This is a genomic window from Flavobacterium sp. CF136 (assembly GCF_000282055.1).
Classification (GTDB): Bacteria; Bacteroidota; Bacteroidia; order Flavobacteriales; family Flavobacteriaceae; genus Flavobacterium.
On the sequence record NZ_AKJZ01000007.1, the window covers coordinates 38,688 to 58,306 of the forward strand.

The 19,619-nt window shown below is 33.1% G+C and carries 18 protein-coding genes; 11 read left to right on the top strand and 7 right to left on the bottom strand.

Annotated elements, in window-relative coordinates:
• Positions 1–37: 37 nt before the first annotated feature.
• Entirely contained in the window at positions 38–181 is a 144-nt protein-coding gene (locus PMI10_RS22410; protein ID WP_162129555.1) for an alpha-2-macroglobulin family protein, read from the bottom strand.
• A 182-nt stretch (positions 182–363) separates the two neighbouring features.
• On the opposite strand from PMI10_RS22410, the gene PMI10_RS01170 reads away from it, so the two are divergent.
• The gene (locus PMI10_RS01170; protein ID WP_007803568.1) at positions 364–1,050 is read left to right on the top strand and encodes a tetratricopeptide repeat protein; all 687 of its coding nucleotides are present in this window, start codon (positions 364–366) and stop codon (positions 1,048–1,050) included.
• 70 nt (positions 1,051–1,120) lie between these two features.
• The gene (gene murC, locus PMI10_RS01175; RefSeq protein ID WP_007803571.1) at positions 1,121–2,476 is read left to right on the top strand and encodes a UDP-N-acetylmuramate--L-alanine ligase; all 1,356 of its coding nucleotides are present in this window, start codon (positions 1,121–1,123) and stop codon (positions 2,474–2,476) included.
• A gap of 80 nt (positions 2,477–2,556) precedes the next feature.
• Here murC and PMI10_RS01180 read toward each other — a convergent pair whose 3' ends face one another.
• On the bottom strand, positions 2,557–3,189 hold the full coding sequence (locus PMI10_RS01180) for a DUF1287 domain-containing protein (protein WP_157489676.1): 633 nt from the start codon (positions 3,187–3,189) through the stop codon (positions 2,557–2,559).
• A gap of 102 nt (positions 3,190–3,291) precedes the next feature.
• Here PMI10_RS01180 and PMI10_RS01185 point away from each other — a divergent pair, with 102 nt between their 5' ends.
• From PMI10_RS01185 to PMI10_RS01200, 4 genes are read left to right on the top strand one after another with little or no spacing between them, the layout of a single operon-like run.
• Positions 3,292–3,753 carry a GNAT family N-acetyltransferase gene (locus PMI10_RS01185; protein WP_007803578.1) on the top strand — a complete coding sequence of 154 codons (462 nt, stop codon included), beginning with the start codon at positions 3,292–3,294 and terminating at the stop codon, positions 3,751–3,753.
• Positions 3,754–3,765: 12 nt separating this feature from the next.
• A complete protein-coding gene (gene radC, locus PMI10_RS01190; RefSeq protein WP_007803584.1) occupies positions 3,766–4,455 on the top strand; it encodes a RadC family protein in 690 nt (229 codons plus the stop codon).
• A gap of 3 nt (positions 4,456–4,458) precedes the next feature.
• Complete coding sequence (locus PMI10_RS01195) at positions 4,459–5,145, top strand: YjjG family noncanonical pyrimidine nucleotidase (protein ID WP_007803585.1); 687 nt, start codon at positions 4,459–4,461, stop codon at positions 5,143–5,145.
• 2 nt (positions 5,146–5,147) lie between these two features.
• Complete coding sequence (locus PMI10_RS01200) at positions 5,148–5,888, top strand: hypothetical protein (RefSeq protein WP_007803586.1); 741 nt, start codon at positions 5,148–5,150, stop codon at positions 5,886–5,888.
• Positions 5,889–5,903: 15 nt separating this feature from the next.
• On the opposite strand, the gene PMI10_RS01205 is transcribed toward PMI10_RS01200, so the two are convergent.
• Positions 5,904–7,181 (bottom strand): replication-associated recombination protein A, encoded by a 1,278-nt coding sequence (locus PMI10_RS01205; RefSeq protein ID WP_007803590.1) that lies wholly within the window; start codon positions 7,179–7,181, stop codon positions 5,904–5,906.
• Positions 7,182–7,402: 221 nt separating this feature from the next.
• Between PMI10_RS01205 and PMI10_RS01210 the strand changes: the two genes are divergently transcribed.
• Positions 7,403–8,167 carry a rhomboid family intramembrane serine protease gene (locus PMI10_RS01210; protein ID WP_007803592.1) on the top strand — a complete coding sequence of 255 codons (765 nt, stop codon included), beginning with the start codon at positions 7,403–7,405 and terminating at the stop codon, positions 8,165–8,167.
• A gap of 180 nt (positions 8,168–8,347) precedes the next feature.
• On the opposite strand, the gene rlmB is transcribed toward PMI10_RS01210, so the two are convergent.
• The 4 genes from rlmB to PMI10_RS01230 form a co-directional block, all read right to left on the bottom strand.
• Positions 8,348–9,082, bottom strand: coding sequence for a 23S rRNA (guanosine(2251)-2'-O)-methyltransferase RlmB (gene rlmB / locus PMI10_RS01215; RefSeq protein WP_007803593.1), 735 nt, complete (start codon positions 9,080–9,082; stop codon positions 8,348–8,350).
• A gap of 84 nt (positions 9,083–9,166) precedes the next feature.
• Positions 9,167–10,639 carry a SusD/RagB family nutrient-binding outer membrane lipoprotein gene (locus tag PMI10_RS01220; protein ID WP_007803597.1) on the bottom strand — a complete coding sequence of 491 codons (1,473 nt, stop codon included), beginning with the start codon at positions 10,637–10,639 and terminating at the stop codon, positions 9,167–9,169.
• A 3-nt stretch (positions 10,640–10,642) separates the two neighbouring features.
• Positions 10,643–13,888, bottom strand: a complete 3,246-nt coding sequence (locus PMI10_RS01225; protein WP_007803598.1) for a SusC/RagA family TonB-linked outer membrane protein — start codon at positions 13,886–13,888, stop codon at positions 10,643–10,645.
• An 84-nt stretch (positions 13,889–13,972) separates the two neighbouring features.
• Entirely contained in the window at positions 13,973–15,673 is a 1,701-nt protein-coding gene (locus tag PMI10_RS01230; RefSeq protein ID WP_238539437.1) for a hypothetical protein, read from the bottom strand.
• Between the two features lie 182 nt (positions 15,674–15,855).
• On the opposite strand from PMI10_RS01230, the gene rpsL reads away from it, so the two are divergent.
• The 4 genes from rpsL to rpsJ are packed head-to-tail and all read left to right on the top strand — an operon-like array spanning position 15,856 to position 19,224.
• Complete coding sequence (gene rpsL / locus PMI10_RS01235) at positions 15,856–16,239, top strand: 30S ribosomal protein S12 (RefSeq protein WP_007136570.1); 384 nt, start codon at positions 15,856–15,858, stop codon at positions 16,237–16,239.
• A 24-nt stretch (positions 16,240–16,263) separates the two neighbouring features.
• Entirely contained in the window at positions 16,264–16,740 is a 477-nt protein-coding gene (gene rpsG, locus PMI10_RS01240) for a 30S ribosomal protein S7 (RefSeq protein ID WP_007803600.1), read from the top strand.
• A gap of 10 nt (positions 16,741–16,750) precedes the next feature.
• The gene (fusA, locus tag PMI10_RS01245; RefSeq protein WP_007803601.1) at positions 16,751–18,907 is read left to right on the top strand and encodes an elongation factor G; all 2,157 of its coding nucleotides are present in this window, start codon (positions 16,751–16,753) and stop codon (positions 18,905–18,907) included.
• An 11-nt stretch (positions 18,908–18,918) separates the two neighbouring features.
• Positions 18,919–19,224, top strand: coding sequence for a 30S ribosomal protein S10 (gene rpsJ, locus PMI10_RS01250; RefSeq protein ID WP_007803605.1), 306 nt, complete (start codon positions 18,919–18,921; stop codon positions 19,222–19,224).
• Positions 19,225–19,619: the final 395 nt, after the last annotated feature.

Genomic DNA, 19,619 nt, shown 5'->3' on the forward strand with positions numbered 1-19,619 from the left:
CCTGACAAAAGAGGATGTTTTATTTAGATTAAAAGTATCAATTAACTTTTACCCTAATTCCTTTTGTATGACTTGAGAATTCCGGAGCGTACATACTTTCAATTGTGGTAATTCCGTTTGAGAATTCACCGCTGTTATTTACTCTGATATCATATTCTAAAACATAAGTTCCTCTATCAATGCTATCAAAAAAGAAATGTGTTGCAGCATCTCACACCTAATCGATCTTTATATTGATACTTTGAAAATATAGATAGCGATTTTGAAGAAAAGGTTGGGAAGGTATTAAAAAAAATTTCGTACAAATTAGTAATTTGTCTCCAAAATCAAATGTTCGCTTTAATATTTCCTTATTTTTGAGATATGAAACAATTATTATTCGTTCTATTGTTTACACCATTATTAATATGGTCACAATCTAATTTCGAAAAAGGGGAAAAATTATTTCATGCAAAAAAGTTTGATGAAGCACAAACTGCTTTTGAAGAGGTTTTAAAATCCAAACCTTCAGATGTGAAGTCAATAGAGTATTTAGGAGATATTGCTTCCCATAATAAAAATTGGAAAGAAGCGGTAGAATATTATAAAAAACTTAAAGAATTAAAACCCACTGAGGCAAATTATTTCTTTAAATATGGAGGTGCTTTAGGAATGCGTGCTTCAGAAGTAAATAAATTTAAAGCTTTGGGTATGGCGGATGAAGTGAAAGAATCATTCGAAAAAGCAATCAAACTTAATCCGAAACATATTCAGGCCCGTTGGGGGTTAGTCGAATATTATTTGAATTTGCCGGGGATTTTCGGTGGCAGCGAATCTAAGGCGATTTTATATTCAAATGAATTATTACAATTATCTCTTGTGGATGGTTATTTGTCAAGAGGTAAAATTGAAGAGTATTTTAAAAGATATTCTGCAGCAGAAAAATATTATATAAAAGCGAATGAAATTGGTAAATCAAAAACTACGTTTCAAAAATTATATAATTTATATTTGAACAAATTAAAAGACGCTAAAAAAGCACAGGAATTAAAAAGAAAATTTGACTCATAATAATCAAATCTCAAATAATCTAAATTCTGGGAAATAATTGGAATTTAGAACTTAAAAATTGGAATTTTAAATGAAAACACATTTCATCGCCATTGGCGGAAGCGCTATGCACAATTTAGCATTAGCATTACATAACAAAGGATATCAGGTTACAGGAAGTGACGATGCGATCTTTGAACCATCAAAATCAAGATTAGAAAAAAAAGGAATTTTACCAGCCGAAATGGGTTGGTTTCCTGAAAAAATTACTGCAGATCTTGAAGCTGTAATTTTAGGAATGCACGCAAAAGCTGATAATCCGGAATTGCTGAAAGCGCAGGAATTAGGTTTGAAAATATATTCGTATCCTGAATTTTTATACGAACAATCTAAAAATAAAACCCGGGTTGTAATTGGTGGCTCTCACGGAAAAACAACAATAACTTCAATGATTTTGCACGTAATGCATTATCATAATATCGAAGTTGATTATATGGTTGGTGCACAATTAGAAGGATTTGATACGATGGTACATCTTACCGAAGAAAATGATTTTGTGGTTCTTGAAGGTGATGAATATTTATCTTCTCCGATAGACAGAAGACCTAAATTTCATCTATATCAACCTAATATTGCTTTGATTTCTGGAATTGCCTGGGATCATATCAATGTTTTTCCGACGTACGATAATTATGTAGAGCAGTTTGAGATTTTTATTGGTAAAATTACGAACGGAGGTATTTTGGTTTATAACGAAAATGATCCGGAAGTAAAACGTGTTGCAGAAGCTGCCACGAACCCAATTCGTAAATTAGCATATTCTACTCCGGAATATACAGTTAGTGATGGTGTTACTTTATTAAAAACACCGGAAGGCGATATGCCAATTGAAGTTTTTGGAGCACATAACCTGAATAATTTAGCCGGAGCCAAATGGATTTGCCAAAATATGGGTGTTGACGAAGCTGATTTTTATGAAGCAATTGCTAGTTTTAAAGGAGCCTCGAAACGATTAGAAAAAATTGCCGAAGGAAAAGGAAAAGTAGCATATAAAGATTTTGCACATTCGCCAAGTAAAGTTGCAGCAACGACCAAAGCAGTAAAAGAACAATATCCGAACAGAACTTTAGTGGCTTGTTTAGAATTGCATACCTACAGCAGTTTAAATGCCGAATTTTTAAAAGAGTATGAAGGTGCTCTCGAATATGCAGATGTTGCCGTTGTATTTTATTCGCCGGACGCAGTAAAAATTAAACAACTCGAAGAAGTTACTTATGAACAAATTGCAAGCTCATTCAATAGAGAAGATTTAATTATTTATACGAATCCAGCTGAATTCAAAGAGTATTTATTCAATTTAAATCTGCATAATTCAGCATTGCTTTTGATGAGTTCAGGTAACTATGGAGGTTTAAATTTTGATGAAGTAAAGGAATTGATTAATTAGTCAATTAGAAAATTAGATAATGCCAATTGCAGTTTTTGTAATTGGCATTTTTTTTAAAAATTATCTGATTGGCACATTATCTAATTTAAATTTGTGTAACTATAATGCCCCACAATTTTATATTCAAACAAACAATCTTCCAAAACCTGTCCGCCGCCAACGTTATGGACAATAAGATTTCGTTTACCGTCTTCTGATTTTTTATTAGTGATAATTCCGATATGAGGTAATTTCTCATTAATCATCCAGGTCACGATTTCGCCTGTTTTATAATCTTTTGCATCCTCAGAAACAGGTAATTTTATTCCTTTTCTTTCAAAGAAAACCTCTAAATTCGGTACTCTTCTATGATCAATATTAGTATCAGTTTTGGTCATCCCCCATTTTTTTAAATTCGGATATTCAGAAAAATTTGCAGCCATATCTTCATGTACTTCTTTTTGTAAATCAATATTTAGTTTTCTATAGCATCGGATGATGACATCTGTACAGACTCCTTTGTTTTCTGGAATATCTCCATTTGGATATTTTATAGAAAAATAGGCAGGATCATAATCTATTGAAGGGTCAATTATAGATATTGCAGCCTCAGATAATTTTTCTTCGAACGTATTGGTTGTTCGTTTTACAGTAAATGATAAAGTTTTATTTTTTTCTTTTTGACTGCATGAACAAAACAATATTACGATTAACAGAATAGAAATATGTTTCATCTTTTTTTGTTTAAAATTAAACATATTTAAGACAGGATTTTAAATTTAATTTGACTGAAATTTCTTCTTTTTTATGTAGTTTAGCAAAATAAGATATTTTATATGAATGAAAAGATTAAAGTTGTAAAAACAACTAGTGAAAACCCTGATTTTATATTTTTAATAGGAACCTTCGATGCTTATTTATGGGATCGTTACCCGGAGTTAAAAAAGGATTACTGGGGTAATAATTTAATTGAGTTTAACGCAAATGTTTTGATTGTTTATTTAGATGAAAAGCCCGTTGCCTGCGGTTGTTTCAAAAAATATAATGAAAAATCCGTTGAACTGAAACGTATGTTTGTTTTACCCGAAGCAAGAGGTTTAGGTTTGGCCCAGTTAGTTATTAAAGAATTAGAAGCAGAAGCAAAAAATCAAGGTTTCGAAGTTTTGATTTTAGAAACTTTATACAAACAAACTGAAGCTATTAATTTGTATCAAAAAACAGGTTTTAAAATAATAGAAAATTATGAGCCTTATGTAGGTTTGTTAAATAGTGTTTGTATGAGTAAATCTATTATTTAAAATTTTACGACAATGGAACAAATGCATTTTCCTATCAGAAACTGGTCTGATGATGATAGGCCTCGTGAGAAATTGATGCTCAAAGGCAAAAGTGCTTTGAGTGATGCTGAGTTAATTGCAATTTTAATTAGTTCCGGAAGCAGAAACGAATCTGCTGTTGATTTAAGTAAACGTATTTTGGCAGGTGCAGATAGTCTGAATTCCTTAGGAAAAATGTCGATTTCGCAATTGATGAATTTTAAAGGAATAGGGGAGGCGAAAGCTATTGCAATTATTGCAGCTCTGGAATTAGGACGTCGCCGAAGAGCCGAAGATGCTGTTGAATTGGTAAAAATTACTTCAAGTAAATTAGTTTTCGAAATCATGCAGCCTATTATTGGCGAACTTGCGCACGAAGAATTTTGGGTGCTTTTTCTGAATAATTCTAATAAAGTGATTTCTAAAGCACAACTGAGTAAGGGCGGAATCACAGGCACCATTGTTGATGTACGTTTGGTTTTTAAATTAGCACTTGAAAGCGGGGCTACAAGCTTGATTTTGTGTCATAACCACCCTTCAGGAAATCTGGCGCCAAGTGAGGCTGATAAACAGATTACAAAGAAATTGAAACTGGCAGGAGAAAGCTTAGATGTTAAAGTTTTAGATCATTTGATTATTACTGAAACAAAATATTATAGTTTTGTAGATAAAGGAATTTTTTAGATTATGAGTACCAATATTACAGATGTTTTTTTCGATTTAGATCATACACTTTGGGATTTTGATAAAAATTCTGAATTGGCATTTAATCGAATTTTTAAGGATAAATTTCCTGAAATTAATTGTAATGATTTTATTGAAAAATACATTCCTATAAACCAGGCCTGCTGGAAATTATATCAAAACGATAAAATTACGCATCTGGAATTACGTTATAATAGACTAAAGTTTTCTTTTGATGCTTTGAATATAGTTATTTCAGATGAGGATATTAATCAGATTGCAAATGATTATATTGAATTTCTAACAGATAATAATCATCTTTTTGACGGGGCAATTGAAGTTTTGGAATATCTAAAACCAAAATATAAATTGCACATCATTACGAATGGCTTTGCGAATGTACAGGACAAAAAAATAAATAATGCAGCACTTTCAGGATATTTTAGTACTATCACAAATTCAGAATTGGCAGGTGTAAAAAAACCAAATAGTATTATCTTTGATTATGCTGTCCGTTTGGCTCAGGCATCAAAAGAGAATTGCCTAATGATTGGCGATTGTTTGGATGCGGATGTTAACGGAGCATTAAATGCTGGCTTGGATGCTATTTTTTTTAATGATAAAAAAATTGAAACTCCTGAAAATATTAAACAAATAAATCATTTATTAGAACTTAAAAAATATTTATAATTATGAAAATTAAACTTTTTTTGATAACACTTTTTATTTCTGCTCTGGGTTTTTCACAGTCGGTTAACGATTATAAAGCCGTTATTGTGCCTATAAAATTTGATTTTGCAAAAGGTATAAATCCGTATAGATTATCAACAATGACGAAATCAAATTTGATAAAAGCAGGTTTTCAGGCTTTTTATGAAAATGAACAACTTCCGGCTGAATATCTTGATAGATGTGAGCTTTTATATGCTGATGTAAAAAAGGATAATGGTTTTTTAATTACAAAGCTTTTTGTTGAATTTAAAGACTGCTTCGGTAAGGTGGTTTATACTTCAGAAGTAGGAAAAAGTAAAGAGAAAGAATATGAAGCTGCATACAGAGAATGTATAGATTTGGCATTTTTATCCGTAAATAAGCTGCATTATAAATACAATGGTAAAACAAATGTTACTTCGTCAAAAATTTCAACAGCAGTTGTAACAACAACTCCTGTAACAACAACTGTAGTTTCTACTCCTGTAGTTGATATTTCTGATCCAAATTTACTGTATGCGCAACCAACAGAAAACGGATATCAATTAATTGATAAAACCCCAAAAGTGGTTATGAAATTGCTTAAAACTTCTCGACCGGATTCTTTCATTGCAATAAAAGATGGTATTCAGGGATCTTTAAATGCAAAAGACAATCAGTGGTTTTTTGAATATTATCAAAATGATAAATTGGTATCTGAAAAAGTATCAGTTAAATTCTAAATATAGAATTTGGTTTCAATAACCATATTTATCTTTCCAACGGTTCTTTAAAAATTCGCGGTTGCTGTTCTCTCGAGAATTGTTCCCCGGATTATAAAGAACCGTTTCTTTTATCGCTTCGGGTAAAAATTCCTGTTCAGCAAAATTATTGGCATAATCATGAGAATACTTATATTCGTCGCCATAACCTAATTCTTTCATAAGTTTGGTTGGTGCATTTCGTAAATGAATAGGAACTGGTAAATCACCCATTTGTTTTACTAATTGTTGGGCATTTCCAATAGCCATATACGAAGCATTGCTTTTAGGAGAAGTGGCCAGATAAATAGCACATTGACTTAGTATGATTCTGCTTTCCGGGTAACCAATAGCAGATACAGCCTGAAACGTATTATTTGCCATAATAAAAGCAGTAGGATTTGCATTTCCAATATCTTCACTTGATAAGATCAGCATTCTGCGTGCAATGAATTTTACATCTTCACCACCTTCAATCATCCTGGCCAGCCAGTATACGGCTCCATTAGGATCACTGCCTCTAATTGATTTGATAAAAGCTGAAACAATATCGTAATGCTGTTCTCCGGTTTTGTCATACAAAACAGTATTTTGCTGAACCAACTCAAAAACACGATCATTGGTAATAATAATTTGATCGCTTGAAGAAGCATTTACAACAAGTTCAAATATGTTCAATAGTTTCCTGCCATCTCCGCCAGAAAGTCTTAATAGTGCCTCGGTTTCTTTTAGGACTATTTTTTTTGAAGCTAATTCACTATCAGTTTTTATGGCACGGCGTAATAAATTTTCCAAATCATTTTTACTGAAAGCATTCAAAATATAAACCTGACAACGTGATAATAATGCAGGGATAACTTCAAAACTTGGATTTTCGGTCGTAGCACCAATAAGGGTAATCCAACCTTTTTCGACTGCTGCCAAAAGAGAATCTTGTTGTGATTTACTAAATCGGTGAATTTCATCAATAAACAAAATCGGATTTTTAGCAGTAAATAAACCACCACTTTGTTTAGCCTTTTCAATTACGTCACGAATATCTTTTACACCTGAATTTATCGCACTCAGAATATAAAAAGGACGTTTTGATTCCTGAGCAATAATTTGTGCCAGGGTTGTTTTTCCTGTTCCAGGAGGTCCCCAAAATATTAATGATGGAATAATTCCTTTCGAAATTTGCTGCGTCAAAGAGCCATTTGGTCCAACCAAATGACTTTGACTAATATAGTCTTCTAATTTTTGAGGGCGAATACGCTCTGCTAAAGGTGCTTCCATTTTGTAAAATTACCATTTTCAATTTTAATTTTATAATTTTCAGAAGCTATTTCCTGCTGTCCGCTGTATCTTTTTCCGGCTAAAAAAGCCGGAAAAAGGATGCCGCTACCATCAGGGCTAAATTCGTATCCAAGAATGTTTTTTGTTAGCTGACAAATTATCAGTAAATTATATTTGGATAGTTTTTTGATGATTATCTGTCGAACCGATTTTTATAACTTATGGACGACGATCATTTTAAATTCTCAAATGCTGTTATTGGACTTCCGGTATTTTTTGTCCTTTTTCTTTGGATAGTGTATTGGTTTCAAATTCGTTTTGATTTTGATTTTTATCAAAACGGAATATATCCACGTGATTTTTCAGGTCTGCAAGGAGTTGTTTTTAGCCCTTTTATCCATGAAAATCTGGGTCATTTGTATAATAACTCTATTCCGCTTTTAGTATTATTAGCTGCTTTGCAATTTTTTTACCCAAAACAATCTATTGCAGTTATAGGTTATGGAATTATATTTTCGGGTTTAATTACCTGGGTTATCGGTCGTGAAAATTATCATATCGGTGCCAGTGGATTGATTTATGTTTTAGTAAGTTTTATCTTTTTTAAAGGAATACAAACGGGTTATTATCGATTAGTAGCACTTTCATTTTCTGTTGTTTTACTTTATGGCGGAATGATTTGGTATGTTTTTCCGGAAGTTGATAGTACAATTTCGTGGGAAGGACACTTAGCTGGTTTTATTACCGGTTTTGTACTAACTCTTTTTTATAAAACTCCTGATTATGCTAAACCAATTGTTTATGATTGGCAAAAGCCCGATTTCAATCCGCAAGATGATGCTTTTATGAAGCACTTCGATGAAGCAGGTAATTTTGTTAATACGGAAGTAGAAGAAGAAATAGAAAATCTTTCAACTTATTTTAATTCTGATGTTCAGGTTAATTATACTATTCGTAAAACAGACAAAAACGATGAAATGCTATAGTTTATTTTTTGTCTGGAAATAACATTTTATGAATTCCAATTTGGAAATGGGAGATTATATACTGTTTATTTCATGACAAAAACTGTTTAGTATTGTCATGAAAACCAGTAAATGTATTTTTATTAAATGCTTTGAAGATAAATTTTAAATGACAAATTATTCATTATCAATTTATACGTATTAAGTTCTCTGACGAACTGCTTCATATAAAAAAGCGCCACAGGCAACTGAAACATTTAAAGATCCAATTGTTCCAAACATTGGAAGTTTTGCTTTTTCGTCTACGATTTTAAGAACCGAAGGGTTTATTCCACGATCTTCAGAACCCATTATAATTGCTACCGGTTCGTTTAATGAGAGATCATAAATATTTTGTTCTGTTTTTTCGGTTGCTGCAACAGTTTTGATTCCTGAACCCTGAAGATAAAATATGGCATCTTTAATATGTTCAACTTTACAAATAGGAACGTTAAAAACAGCGCCGGCAGATGTTTTAACAGTGTCTCCGTTTACAGGAGCAGAACCGGATTTTTGAACAATAATTCCGTTTACGCCTGTACATTCAGCAGTTCTGATAATGGCGCCAAAATTTCTGGCATCAGAAATTTGATCTAATATTAAGAATAATGGCTTTGCTCCGGATTCGATAGTTGATTCAACTAAATGTTCTAAATCAATAAAACCAATTGGAGAAATGGTTGCTACGGCACCCTGATGATTATTTGGAGTCAGACGATTTAACTTTTCTACGGGAACATACGAGAAATTTATGTTAGCGCGTTTCATCACCTTCATTAAATCCTTCATTAATTCTCCGGAAATTTCTTTTTGTATAAATACTTTGTCTACTTCTTTTCCTGCCTGAATTGCCTCTATAATGGCTCTGATTCCAAATATCTGATGTTCTTTTTCCATGGTGCAAATATAGGTATAATGTTTATATAAAAAAAAACCACCCTGAATGAACAGAGTGGTTTAATACGTGTATTAGGGAATAAATTACAAATTAGGATCCCAGAAAACATGAGTTTTCAATTTGTCACCGCCAATAGCTGCAGATGCTGTTGTCCAATTATTACCGTTAACTGTTTGTTCGTTAATTGGATAAGTTAACCTTTTTGGAACCTGACCTTCAGCTTCAGAATAGGCATTCGCTGGAGCAACCAAAACAGGGAAATTTAATCTGCGATATGCTGTCCATGCTTCAAAACCTCTATTGTAGAATGCAATCCATTCTTGGTTGGCAATTTTTTCTTCAGGAGTAGATCCTGGTGCAGTTGCGAAATTTACACTTGGATTTAACAAATAAGCTGCTGCCTGATCTGCAATGCCCCAATTTTCAAAAGAGGCAGTAATTGCTTGATTATAATAATATGCAGTAGTATTTCCAACTGAAAATCCCTTTGAAGCAGCTTCTGCTAAATAAAAATTCACTTCACTTGCTTCCATTAATAGAGAAGGGAAATCAGGAGCAGTCAGGATAGGATTTACATGAGAGAAATTGGTATAGATATTTGTATAACCATATTTTCCTCCTAGATAGCTTCCGTTAGCTAAAGGAGTAAAATATCTAGCTCTTCTTGGATCATTCAGGGTATTCATTGCATTAACTATTGTTGCTGCAGGAACAAAATCATTTCTGTTAGATGCTACTAAATTTTCATAAATAGGATTGTAATTTGGAGCAGATACCGCATAATTAAATGATGCGTTATTATCGTTAGTCGTTATTACTCCAGCGTTATAAGCACTTTCTATTGTGCTTTTTGCTAGTGTAATATTCGTATTAATAAGATTAACCCCTAATTTTATTTTTAATGAATTTGCAAAAAGTTTCCATTTTGCAACATCACCACTATAAACAATATCACCCGAACTAAAAGATCCATTGCTGGTATCCAGATTTGCTATAGCTGCATCCAAACGTGTAATTAATTTTGGATAAATTGAAGCGTCATCATCATATTTAGGTAAAACTATTGTTTTTGGTTGTAATGCATCTGTATATGGTATATCTCCAAATGAGTCAACTAATATTTGATAGGTATAAACTTCAAATATTTCTATAACAGCAAGTTTGTTTTTTTGCTCACTTTGAAATTGTGCAGCAGAAACTCCGGTAGGAGCAACTTCAGTGGCAATGACTTCTTTTGCAGATTCTAAACCACCAAGTACAGTAGCGTACAAAATTCTCCAGTGACGATCAGCAATTGCTCTGGAGCTTATTCTGTATCTTGATTCAGTGGTATACTGTGTTGCAGCTAAGTATTGTGGGAAATATCTAAAGATAGAACCTTCATTTACACTAGGGCTAGTCAGTTGATCAGTTAACGCTTTCTGAGAATTTGCAAATAAAGTAGCCGCGGGAACTTCATAAGCGGCATCTTTATTCTCGTTAAAAGTGACATCATCGCTTACGCAACTTGTCATTAATAATGACAAAATTGCTATTGAATATATTATTTTTTTCATTGTTTAGAATTTTACTTTTACGTTAAAAGAGTACATTTTAACAGAAGGCATAACTCCAGATTGGAATCCCTGTATGTTACCAGCAGAGGTTCCAGCTTCAGGATCAGCGTCCGGTAAATTTTTGTGAATAATCCAAACGTTATTGCCAATTAAACTGAATGACATGTCTTTGATAAAACTTTGCTCAAGATATTTTGAAGGAAGAGTATAGGTAAAGCCTACTTCCCTAAGTTTAACATAAGAAGCGTCATATACATAATTGCTGTTTGGATTTCCGGAAACTCCAAAACCTACTCCGCTTGCTTCACTAGAGTCAGATGCATCTACACGGGTTGTGTTTGTAACATAGTTGCCATTAGTATCTAGCATAACTCCCGGGTTGATGTATCCACCTCCATTAGCTAAAGTATTTCTAACCGGATTGCCTAAGTCGTTGATGTATGCAGTTTGAACACCTAATCCTGTGTCTTGTCCATATGCCTGATCAAGTGAGAAAACACTTCCTCCTTTTTTAACATCAATTAAGAAATTAAAAGAAAGATCTTTATAAGTAATTCTGTTTGATACCCCACCTATCCAATCTGCCTGAATGTTACCAATTATTTGGTTATCTACAGTTTCATAATTTCCGTCTGCATCTACGATTTTATTTCCGTTAGGGTCACGTGCTATTCCTTGTCCTCTGATGGCGCCATATTGTTCACCTACAGTCGCATTAAGAGTAACATTTTGGTTCCAGCTAGCCAATTGAAGATTTGTTCTTCCTTCGTTTAAAGAAACAACTGTGTTTTTATTTTTTGACCAGTTTACACCAATTTGCCATTGGAAATCTTTAGTTTTAATAGGAGATCCAGATAAGACTACTTCGATCCCTTTGTTTTCAAGTTCACCAGCATTTATCTGTGCAAAGCTGTAACCGGTTGATGGTGATTGAGGTACGTTGAAGATTTGGTTTATTGTGTTTGTTTTGTAAACAGATAAATCTAAAGTTAATCTGTTATTCAGAACTGAACCTTCTAAACCAGCTTCCCAGCTTTTTTGTCTTTCAGGTTTTAAGTTTCTGAAATCTACAAATGTAGCACTGTTTTGAAATAATGGATTTCCATTTAGTAAGCCATTATTGATTCTTGCGCCTAACATACCTGCAGCCGGATCATTTCCAACCTCAGCATAATTAAGTCTTAATTTTCCTAAAGACAGCCAATCTGCTTTTAATACTTCTGAAAAAACAAAACTTGATCCTATAGAGTAATAATCATAGGTGTTGTTATCGACATATAAGCTTGTTGATTCATCACGACGATATGATCCTTCCAGGTATACAGTTTTGTTGTAATCAAATGATGCTTGTGCATATAGCCCGGATTTTTCAGAATTTATTTCACTTTCTACGGGTGCAACAAATGTATTTGAATTAGCTAATGTATAAAGTCCCGGTTTAACAAGACCACCTGTAGTGGAACCGTCAAATGAATCAATATGTGATTTAATAAATGTTGCTCCTCCTAATACTTTACCACTAATAGTAGGACTTAATTTAAAATCATAAGTAGCTATGAAATCGTAGGTTTGTTGAAGAAATGCTCTGGTGTATAATGCATATCCTGAAGATTCGCTAATTTGACTTATTCCAAATTCTTCAGCATGACTTCCTATTGCTTTTCTAAGTTCTTGTCTGTCATTAGAGTTGTCAATTGTTACTCTGCCTAATAAATTGAAATTATCTGTAACATCATAACTTAAGTTAACACCTGTTAAGATTCTGCGTCTAACATCACTTTCGTAGTTTTCGTATCTGTCCCAATATGGATTATTCCAATACGCAGGAGTAAGATTTCCTGATAGTGGATCGTTCATATTCCAGGTAATATTTTGATGGTTTCTGAAATATTCTTGTCTTAACTCTTTTATATCAACGTTAGTTTGCCACCATTGTCTAAATCCTCCTATAAAGTTATCTCCATAACCTAAGCTGTTTCTACCGACAGTATTTTGATCGGTAAATGTAAAGAAAGCTCTTGCAGTCAATTTGTCGCTAAAATCTTTAGAGAAATTACCACTAAGTATGTTTCTTTTAAGACTGCTGTTTGGTAAAACACCTTTGTCTGAGTTGTTGGTTATGCTTAAGTTAAAAGTACTTGTTGCATCTCCTCCATTTAAGTTCAAGTTGTTTACAGTGTTGAATGCTTTTTCAAAGAAAGTGGTAGGGTCGTTTTGTGCAGCAACCCATGGAGTTGCCTTTCCAAAATTTGCATTTCCTGGAGCAAAAGCATTCCATTGGTAAGCTGGTAGGCCGTCAAAAGCATTACCATAAGAAATATCATATCCGGTTGGTACAACTCTGTCATCAGTACCATCACCATCAACATCTGTATATGTGAAGTTGTCATGACCATCATAACCACCACCACCATATTGTTTTTGGTAGTGAACGAAAGTAGATTTGTCTATCGTTCCAACTGAGGCAGTTGAACTAAAAGAAACGCCTAATCCAGAATTTTTCTTTCCTTTCTTAGTAGTAATCATAATTGCTCCATTTGCTGCAGAACTACCATATAAAGCTGTTGCGGCAGCACCTTTAAGAACGTTTACTGATTCTACGTTGTTAGGATCAATATCTGACGCAGAGTTACCAAAGTCAAACCCATCTCGTCCAGTTTGAGTATCTGAATTATTTAAATTTGCATTGGTTAAGGGTACACCGTCAACAACAATTAAAGCTTGGTTATTTCCTGTGATACTTTTTGTTCCTCTTAAAACAATGTTTGTAGATCCACCAAAATTTGAATTGCTTCTTACTTCAAGACCAGCAACTTTTCCAGATAAATTATTCAGGAAATTTGTTGTCGGTGTAGTGTTGATTGCAGCAGCTTCTAGTTTTTGTGATGAATAACCTAAAGATTTCTTTTCTCTACTAACGCCTAAAGCTGTTACTACTACCCCTTCAAGTTCTTGTGCATCTCCGGCTAATTTTACATTAACGACAGATGAACTTGCTACCACTTCCTGGGTTTTCATTCCAATGTAGCTGAATGCCAAAACTTGGCTTGATGATGCTTTGATAGTATATTTACCATCAAAATCTGTTTGCGTTCCGGTTTTTGTTCCCTTCAGTAATACGCTCACGCCAGGCAAAGGCATTCCTGCATTGTCGGTAACTATACCTGAAACAGCTCTTTCTTGCGCAAAAGTAAGTTGCGCTACTAGTACTAACAAAAGTACTAGGAATCCATTGAACTTTAGTTTCATTTTTAAATATTTTGAATTAGTATCGCAAAACTCTTAATAATTTGTTAACTATCCTAATAAATAAAAATCTTTTTTCAGTAAACATTAAAATTTAACATTATAACATATGTTTATGATACTGTTATATAATTTTAAATTTTGATCATTAGACAGGTTATTTGTAAGGTTAATCCTTAAAATTCCATTTGATGTTTGTAATGAAACACCAGCTCCAATTCCTGTTAATTTCTCAATTTTATCCTTGTTTGTAGTTTTTGTTAAGTCTTGATATATCCCATAATCAAGAATGGAATTTATATATAAATTTTTTGACACAACGTATCTGTACTCTGTAAGAATTGATGAAAATAGATTTGCTTGCAGACTATTTTCTAAAAAGCCTCTAATGGAATATATTCCTCCAAAACGAAATAATTCATTAACAATGTAATTTTTGCTTTTTAGGAAATAATTTTGTGAATTTATGTTAATGAAATTCTTTTCGTTTAATTCAAAATTGTATGAGAAGTTTAAGTTTGTGTAAAATTGTTTACTTGAGGAAGCTGTTTCGGGCTGATTGTTTGTGTTTCTTTTTCCAAACCCCAATATAAAGTTAATATTGGCTTTTCTTGGTAACAAAAAATTAACAGGATCGGTTTTTGTGTAGTCAAAATTCGATGTTATGAACGAATTTTTAAAATCACTGATACTCGTATTGTTTGTGTTTTGAATGTCACTTGATTCTGTTGATTGATATCCAAGATATAGTTTTGTGTTGTAATTTATGTAGTAGCCTAAATCAATTGCTGTTTTTGTATTTTGAAAAGTACTGTCTTGTTTGAAGATGTTAAGTTGGGCCTTAATTCCAAGAGAAGACTTAAATATATATGGGATTTCTAATTTTGTATTAAAGTTTTTTTGTTGATTTCCATCACTTTTCCAATACAAGGAAAATCGTTCTCCTGCATGAAGTGTATTTTGCAAGGTTATATCAAGATAACCATTTAGGTTTAATTTTTTATTTTCGTCATTAGAAAATCCTATGTATCCGTCAAAGGTATTTGCTTTCCTCTTTTCCAGATAAGTGTAAATTTTTGTTGAATCACTTGTGAATAATATTTCAGGATACTTTGTTTGATTTACAAATTCAAAATTATTTATATCGCTATAAAGTTCCTGAATTGTCTCTTGGTTAAAAGTTTTATTAATGTATTTTTTATTAAGTTGTTTTAGGTGTCCTTTAGGGAAATAATCTGTATGATTGCTGTTTGTATAATTTACGATAATGGAATTTACTTTGCGTTTTTTTTCAGAATTAAAATTTAAATCCGCATAAATTATCATATTCTTTCTCTGAATATTTTCGAGTTTTATTTTTGTTAAGGCAAATCCTTGTTTTTCGGCTTCTGAAATCTTTTGATTTATATAGTTTTCAGTTTCTTCATATGGAATAATTATGGTGTCATTTTTTGTTTCAGATGAATCAAAAAAAGGATTATTTCTACCTATATATATATAGGTATACTTTATTCTGTTTCCAAGTGAAAGTTTATAGCTATAAGAGGAGTCGTTTACTTTGGTGTTTTCCAGTAATTTGGTTTCTAAAAAGCCTCTTTTTTGGAGTTTTCTTATGATGTTGTTGCTTTCTTCAATCAGGGATTTTATGTTGGGGTGTTTTGTTGTGTAGTTTAGGGAATCTATTGTTTGGTTTTCTTTTGTATTAATGCCAATAATTTTTAATTCAAAATTTTGTGCACGACAGACCAGGCTAACAAAAAAAATAAATATGTAAAAAGATAGTTTCAATTTTAAATATTGCATTTATTAATATATTGCAAATATCTGATGTTTGTTTGGAAAATCATAAGTTTAAATAATGTTATTGAAAATTAATGAATTAACGTTTGTATAGTGAAAAATATTTTATACATTTGCAACCCCGTAAAAAGCGGGAATTTAATATACATAATAAATTTTTAGTATTAATTATGCCAACAATTCAACAATTAGTAAGAACAGGAAGAACTCAGATAACTAAGAAGAGTAAATCGGTTGCTTTAGATTCTTGTCCTCAAAGAAGAGGGGTTTGTACGCGTGTTTACACTACTACACCAAAAAAACCAAACTCTGCAATGCGTAAAGTTGCGCGTGTACGTTTGACAAATGGTAATGAAGTGAATGCTTACATCCCTGGAGAAGGACACAATTTACAAGAGCACTCGATAGTATTAGTTAGAGGCGGAAGGGTAAAAGATTTACCAGGTGTTAGATATCATATCGTTCGTGGAGCGCTTGACACGTCAGGAGTTGCAGGAAGAACGCAAAGAAGATCTAAGTACGGTGCTAAACGCCCAAAAGAAGCAAAAAAGTAATTTAAAAACTTTTAAGAAAAAGACATGAGAAAAAGAGCGGCAAAGAAAAGACCACTTTTACCAGATCCAAGGTTTAATGATCAATTGGTAACGCGTTTTGTGAACAACTTAATGTGGGATGGTAAGAAATCTACAGCTTTCAAAGTATTTTATGATGCAATTGACATCATTGAATCTAAAAAGCAAGATTCAGAAAAATCTTCATTAGAAATTTGGAAAGATGCTTTAACAAACGTTATGCCTCACGTAGAAGTGCGTAGTCGTAGAGTAGGTGGAGCTACATTTCAAATTCCAATGCAAATTAGACCAGACAGAAAGATTTCTATGGCAATGAAGTGGTTGATACTTTATTCCAGAAGAAGAAATGAAAAATCTATGGCACAACGTTTAGCATCAGAATGTTTAGCTGCGGCTAAAGAAGAAGGTGCTGCGGTTAAGAAAAGAATGGATACTCACAAGATGGCAGAAGCTAATAAAGCTTTCTCTCACTTTAGATTTTAATTCGTAAGAAATGGCTAGAGATTTAAAATATACAAGAAATATCGGAATTGCTGCTCATATTGATGCTGGTAAAACAACAACAACTGAGCGTATTCTTTTTTATACTGGAAAGTCACATAAAATTGGTGAAGTGCATGATGGTGCTGCAACAATGGACTGGATGGCTCAAGAGCAGGAAAGAGGTATTACAATTACTTCGGCTGCTACAACTTGTGAATGGAATTTTCCAACTGAGCAAGGTAAAATTTTACCTGAATCATTACCATATCACTTTAATATTATTGATACCCCGGGTCACGTTGATTTTACTGTAGAGGTAAATCGTTCTTTACGTGTGCTTGATGGTTTGGTTTTCTTGTTTAGTGCTGTTGATGGTGTTGAGCCTCAGTCAGAAACTAACTGGAGACTAGCTGATCAATATAGAGTTCCACGTATGGGATTCGTAAACAAAATGGACCGTCAAGGTTCTAACTTTTTGGCAGTTTGTCAACAAGTTCGTGATATGTTAAAATCAAACGCCGTTGCAATCACTTTGCCAATTGGTGAGGAGAATGATTTTAAAGGTGTTGTAGATTTAGTAAAAAATCAAGCTATCATCTGGCATGATGCTACTCAAGGGGCGACTTTTGATATTGTGCCTATTCCTGAGGATATGTTAGCTGAAGTTAAAGAATACAGATCTATTCTTATTGAAGCAGTAGCTGATTATGATGAAAACCTTTTGGAGAAATTCATGGAAGATGAAAGCTCTATTACAGAGGAAGAAATCAACAAAGCTTTAAGAGCTGCAACTATGGATATGGCTATCATTCCGATGATTGCTGGTTCTTCTTTCAAAAATAAAGGAGTTCAATTCATGTTAGATGCGGTTTGTAAATATTTGCCTTCTCCAATGGATAAGGAAGGTATCGAAGGAATTCATCCTGATGATGCTGAATTATTAGAAGAAGATCAAACTAAAATCTTACGTAAGCCAGATGTAAAAGAGCCGTTCGCAGCTTTAGCATTTAAAATTGCTACTGATCCATTCGTTGGTCGTTTAGCTTTCTTCCGTGCTTACTCTGGACGTTTAGATGCTGGTTCTTATGTTTTGAACACTCGTTCAGGAAATAAAGAAAGAATTTCTCGTATCTACCAAATGCACGCTAACAAACAAAATCCAATCGAGTATATCGAAGCTGGAGATATTGGAGCTGCGGTTGGATTTAAAGATATCAAAACTGGAGATACATTGTGTGATGAAAAACACCCAATCATTCTTGAGTCTATGAAATTCCCTGCGCCGGTAATTGGTATTGCAATTGAGCCTAAAACTAAAGCTGACGTTGATAAAATGGGTATGGCTTTAGCTAAATTAGCTGAAGAAGATCCAACATTTACTGTTAGAACAGATGAGGCTTCAGGGCAAACTATTATCTCAGGTATGGGTGAGCTTCACTTAGATATCCTTGTGGATCGTATGAAACGTGAATTTAAAGTTGAAGTAAACCAAGGTGAACCTCAAGTTGAATATAAAGAAGCGTTTACAAGAACTGCAACGCATAGAGAGACTTACAAAAAACAATCAGGGGGTCGTGGTAAATTCGGTGATATCGTATTTACGCTTGAGCCAGCTGACGAAGTTGATGGTAAAGTTCCTGTAGGATTGCAATTTGTTAATGCAGTAAAAGGTGGTAACGTTCCTAAAGAATATATTCCATCTGTAGAAAAAGGTTTCCGTGAAGCTATGAAAACTGGTCCTTTGGCTGGTTATCAAGTGGATAGTTTGAAAGTAACTTTGACAGACGGATCTTTCCACCCTGTCGATTCTGATGCGCTTTCTTTTGAGTTAGCTGCTAGAATGGGTTATAGAGAAGTAGCTAAGGCTGCTGGAGCAATTATTCTTGAGCCAATCATGAAAATGGAAGTTATTACGCCAGAAGAAAACATGGGAGATATCGTAGGTGATATTAACCGTCGTAGAGGTCAGGTTAATGACATGGGTGACAGAAATGGTGCTAAAACTATTAAAGCTGATGTGCCTTTATCAGAAATGTTTGGATATGTAACAACATTAAGAACATTATCTTCTGGTAGAGCTACTTCAACAATGGAGTTTTCACATTATGCAGAAACACCTTCTAATATTTCAGAAGCTGTAATTAAAAAAGCAAAAGGTAACGCGTAATTCTTAAGAAAATGAGTCAAAAAATCAGAATAAAACTAAAATCTTACGATCACATGTTGGTAGATAAGTCTGCTGAAAAAATCGTAAAGACAGTAAAAACTACTGGAGCAGTTGTAACAGGTCCAATTCCGTTGCCAACTCACAAAAAACTTTTCACTGTACTACGTTCTCCGCACGTTAACAAAAAAGCGAGAGAGCAATTTGAAGTAATGTCATACAAGAGATTGATTGATATTTATTCATCTTCATCTAAAACTATTGATGCTTTAATGAAACTTGAATTGCCAAGTGGAGTTGAAGTAGAAATAAAAGTATAATTTTTTTAATTATATTTATGCATAAAAGCGAGACACATTCATGTCTTGCTTTTTTTTGTTGCTTTAAGTTTTGCTTAGGAATTTTAAAGTGGTTTGTTTTTTATGTGATTATTGTGTTTTGACTGAAATGTCTTTTGTTTAGAGTGTTCCCGATGTTTTTTCTTTGATTGATTAAGTAATTGTTAAGGGTAATGACACTATAAGTTAAAAAGTAAAATTTAATTTTTCTGATAAATAAAATATTAGTGCCAGCAGGTTTGATCGTTGGATTTTGATTATGAGCGATTTAATTTTTGTAACTGTTTGGTATATTCGATTTTAATGTATACTTTTGCACTCCCTGTTTGGAAATTTCTGTTATTTTCAAATTGAAGGGAATTTTAGTAATTAATAAT

Coding starts and splice junctions, on each gene's coding strand:
- PMI10_RS01170 (WP_007803568.1), top strand. CDS start 364: ATGAAACAATTATTATTCGTTCTATTGTTTACACCATTATTAATATGG.
- murC (WP_007803571.1), top strand. CDS start 1,121: ATGAAAACACATTTCATCGCCATTGGCGGAAGCGCTATGCACAATTTA.
- PMI10_RS01180 (WP_157489676.1), bottom strand. CDS start 3,189: ATGAAACATATTTCTATTCTGTTAATCGTAATATTGTTTTGTTCATGC.
- PMI10_RS01185 (WP_007803578.1), top strand. CDS start 3,292: ATGAATGAAAAGATTAAAGTTGTAAAAACAACTAGTGAAAACCCTGAT.
- radC (WP_007803584.1), top strand. CDS start 3,766: ATGGAACAAATGCATTTTCCTATCAGAAACTGGTCTGATGATGATAGG.
- PMI10_RS01195 (WP_007803585.1), top strand. CDS start 4,459: ATGAGTACCAATATTACAGATGTTTTTTTCGATTTAGATCATACACTT.
- PMI10_RS01200 (WP_007803586.1), top strand. CDS start 5,148: ATGAAAATTAAACTTTTTTTGATAACACTTTTTATTTCTGCTCTGGGT.
- PMI10_RS01205 (WP_007803590.1), bottom strand. CDS start 7,181: ATGGAAGCACCTTTAGCAGAGCGTATTCGCCCTCAAAAATTAGAAGAC.
- PMI10_RS01210 (WP_007803592.1), top strand. CDS start 7,403: ATGGACGACGATCATTTTAAATTCTCAAATGCTGTTATTGGACTTCCG.
- rlmB (WP_007803593.1), bottom strand. CDS start 9,082: ATGGAAAAAGAACATCAGATATTTGGAATCAGAGCCATTATAGAGGCA.
- PMI10_RS01220 (WP_007803597.1), bottom strand. CDS start 10,639: ATGAAAAAAATAATATATTCAATAGCAATTTTGTCATTATTAATGACA.
- PMI10_RS01225 (WP_007803598.1), bottom strand. CDS start 13,888: ATGAAACTAAAGTTCAATGGATTCCTAGTACTTTTGTTAGTACTAGTA.
- rpsL (WP_007136570.1), top strand. CDS start 15,856: ATGCCAACAATTCAACAATTAGTAAGAACAGGAAGAACTCAGATAACT.
- rpsG (WP_007803600.1), top strand. CDS start 16,264: ATGAGAAAAAGAGCGGCAAAGAAAAGACCACTTTTACCAGATCCAAGG.
- fusA (WP_007803601.1), top strand. CDS start 16,751: ATGGCTAGAGATTTAAAATATACAAGAAATATCGGAATTGCTGCTCAT.
- rpsJ (WP_007803605.1), top strand. CDS start 18,919: ATGAGTCAAAAAATCAGAATAAAACTAAAATCTTACGATCACATGTTG.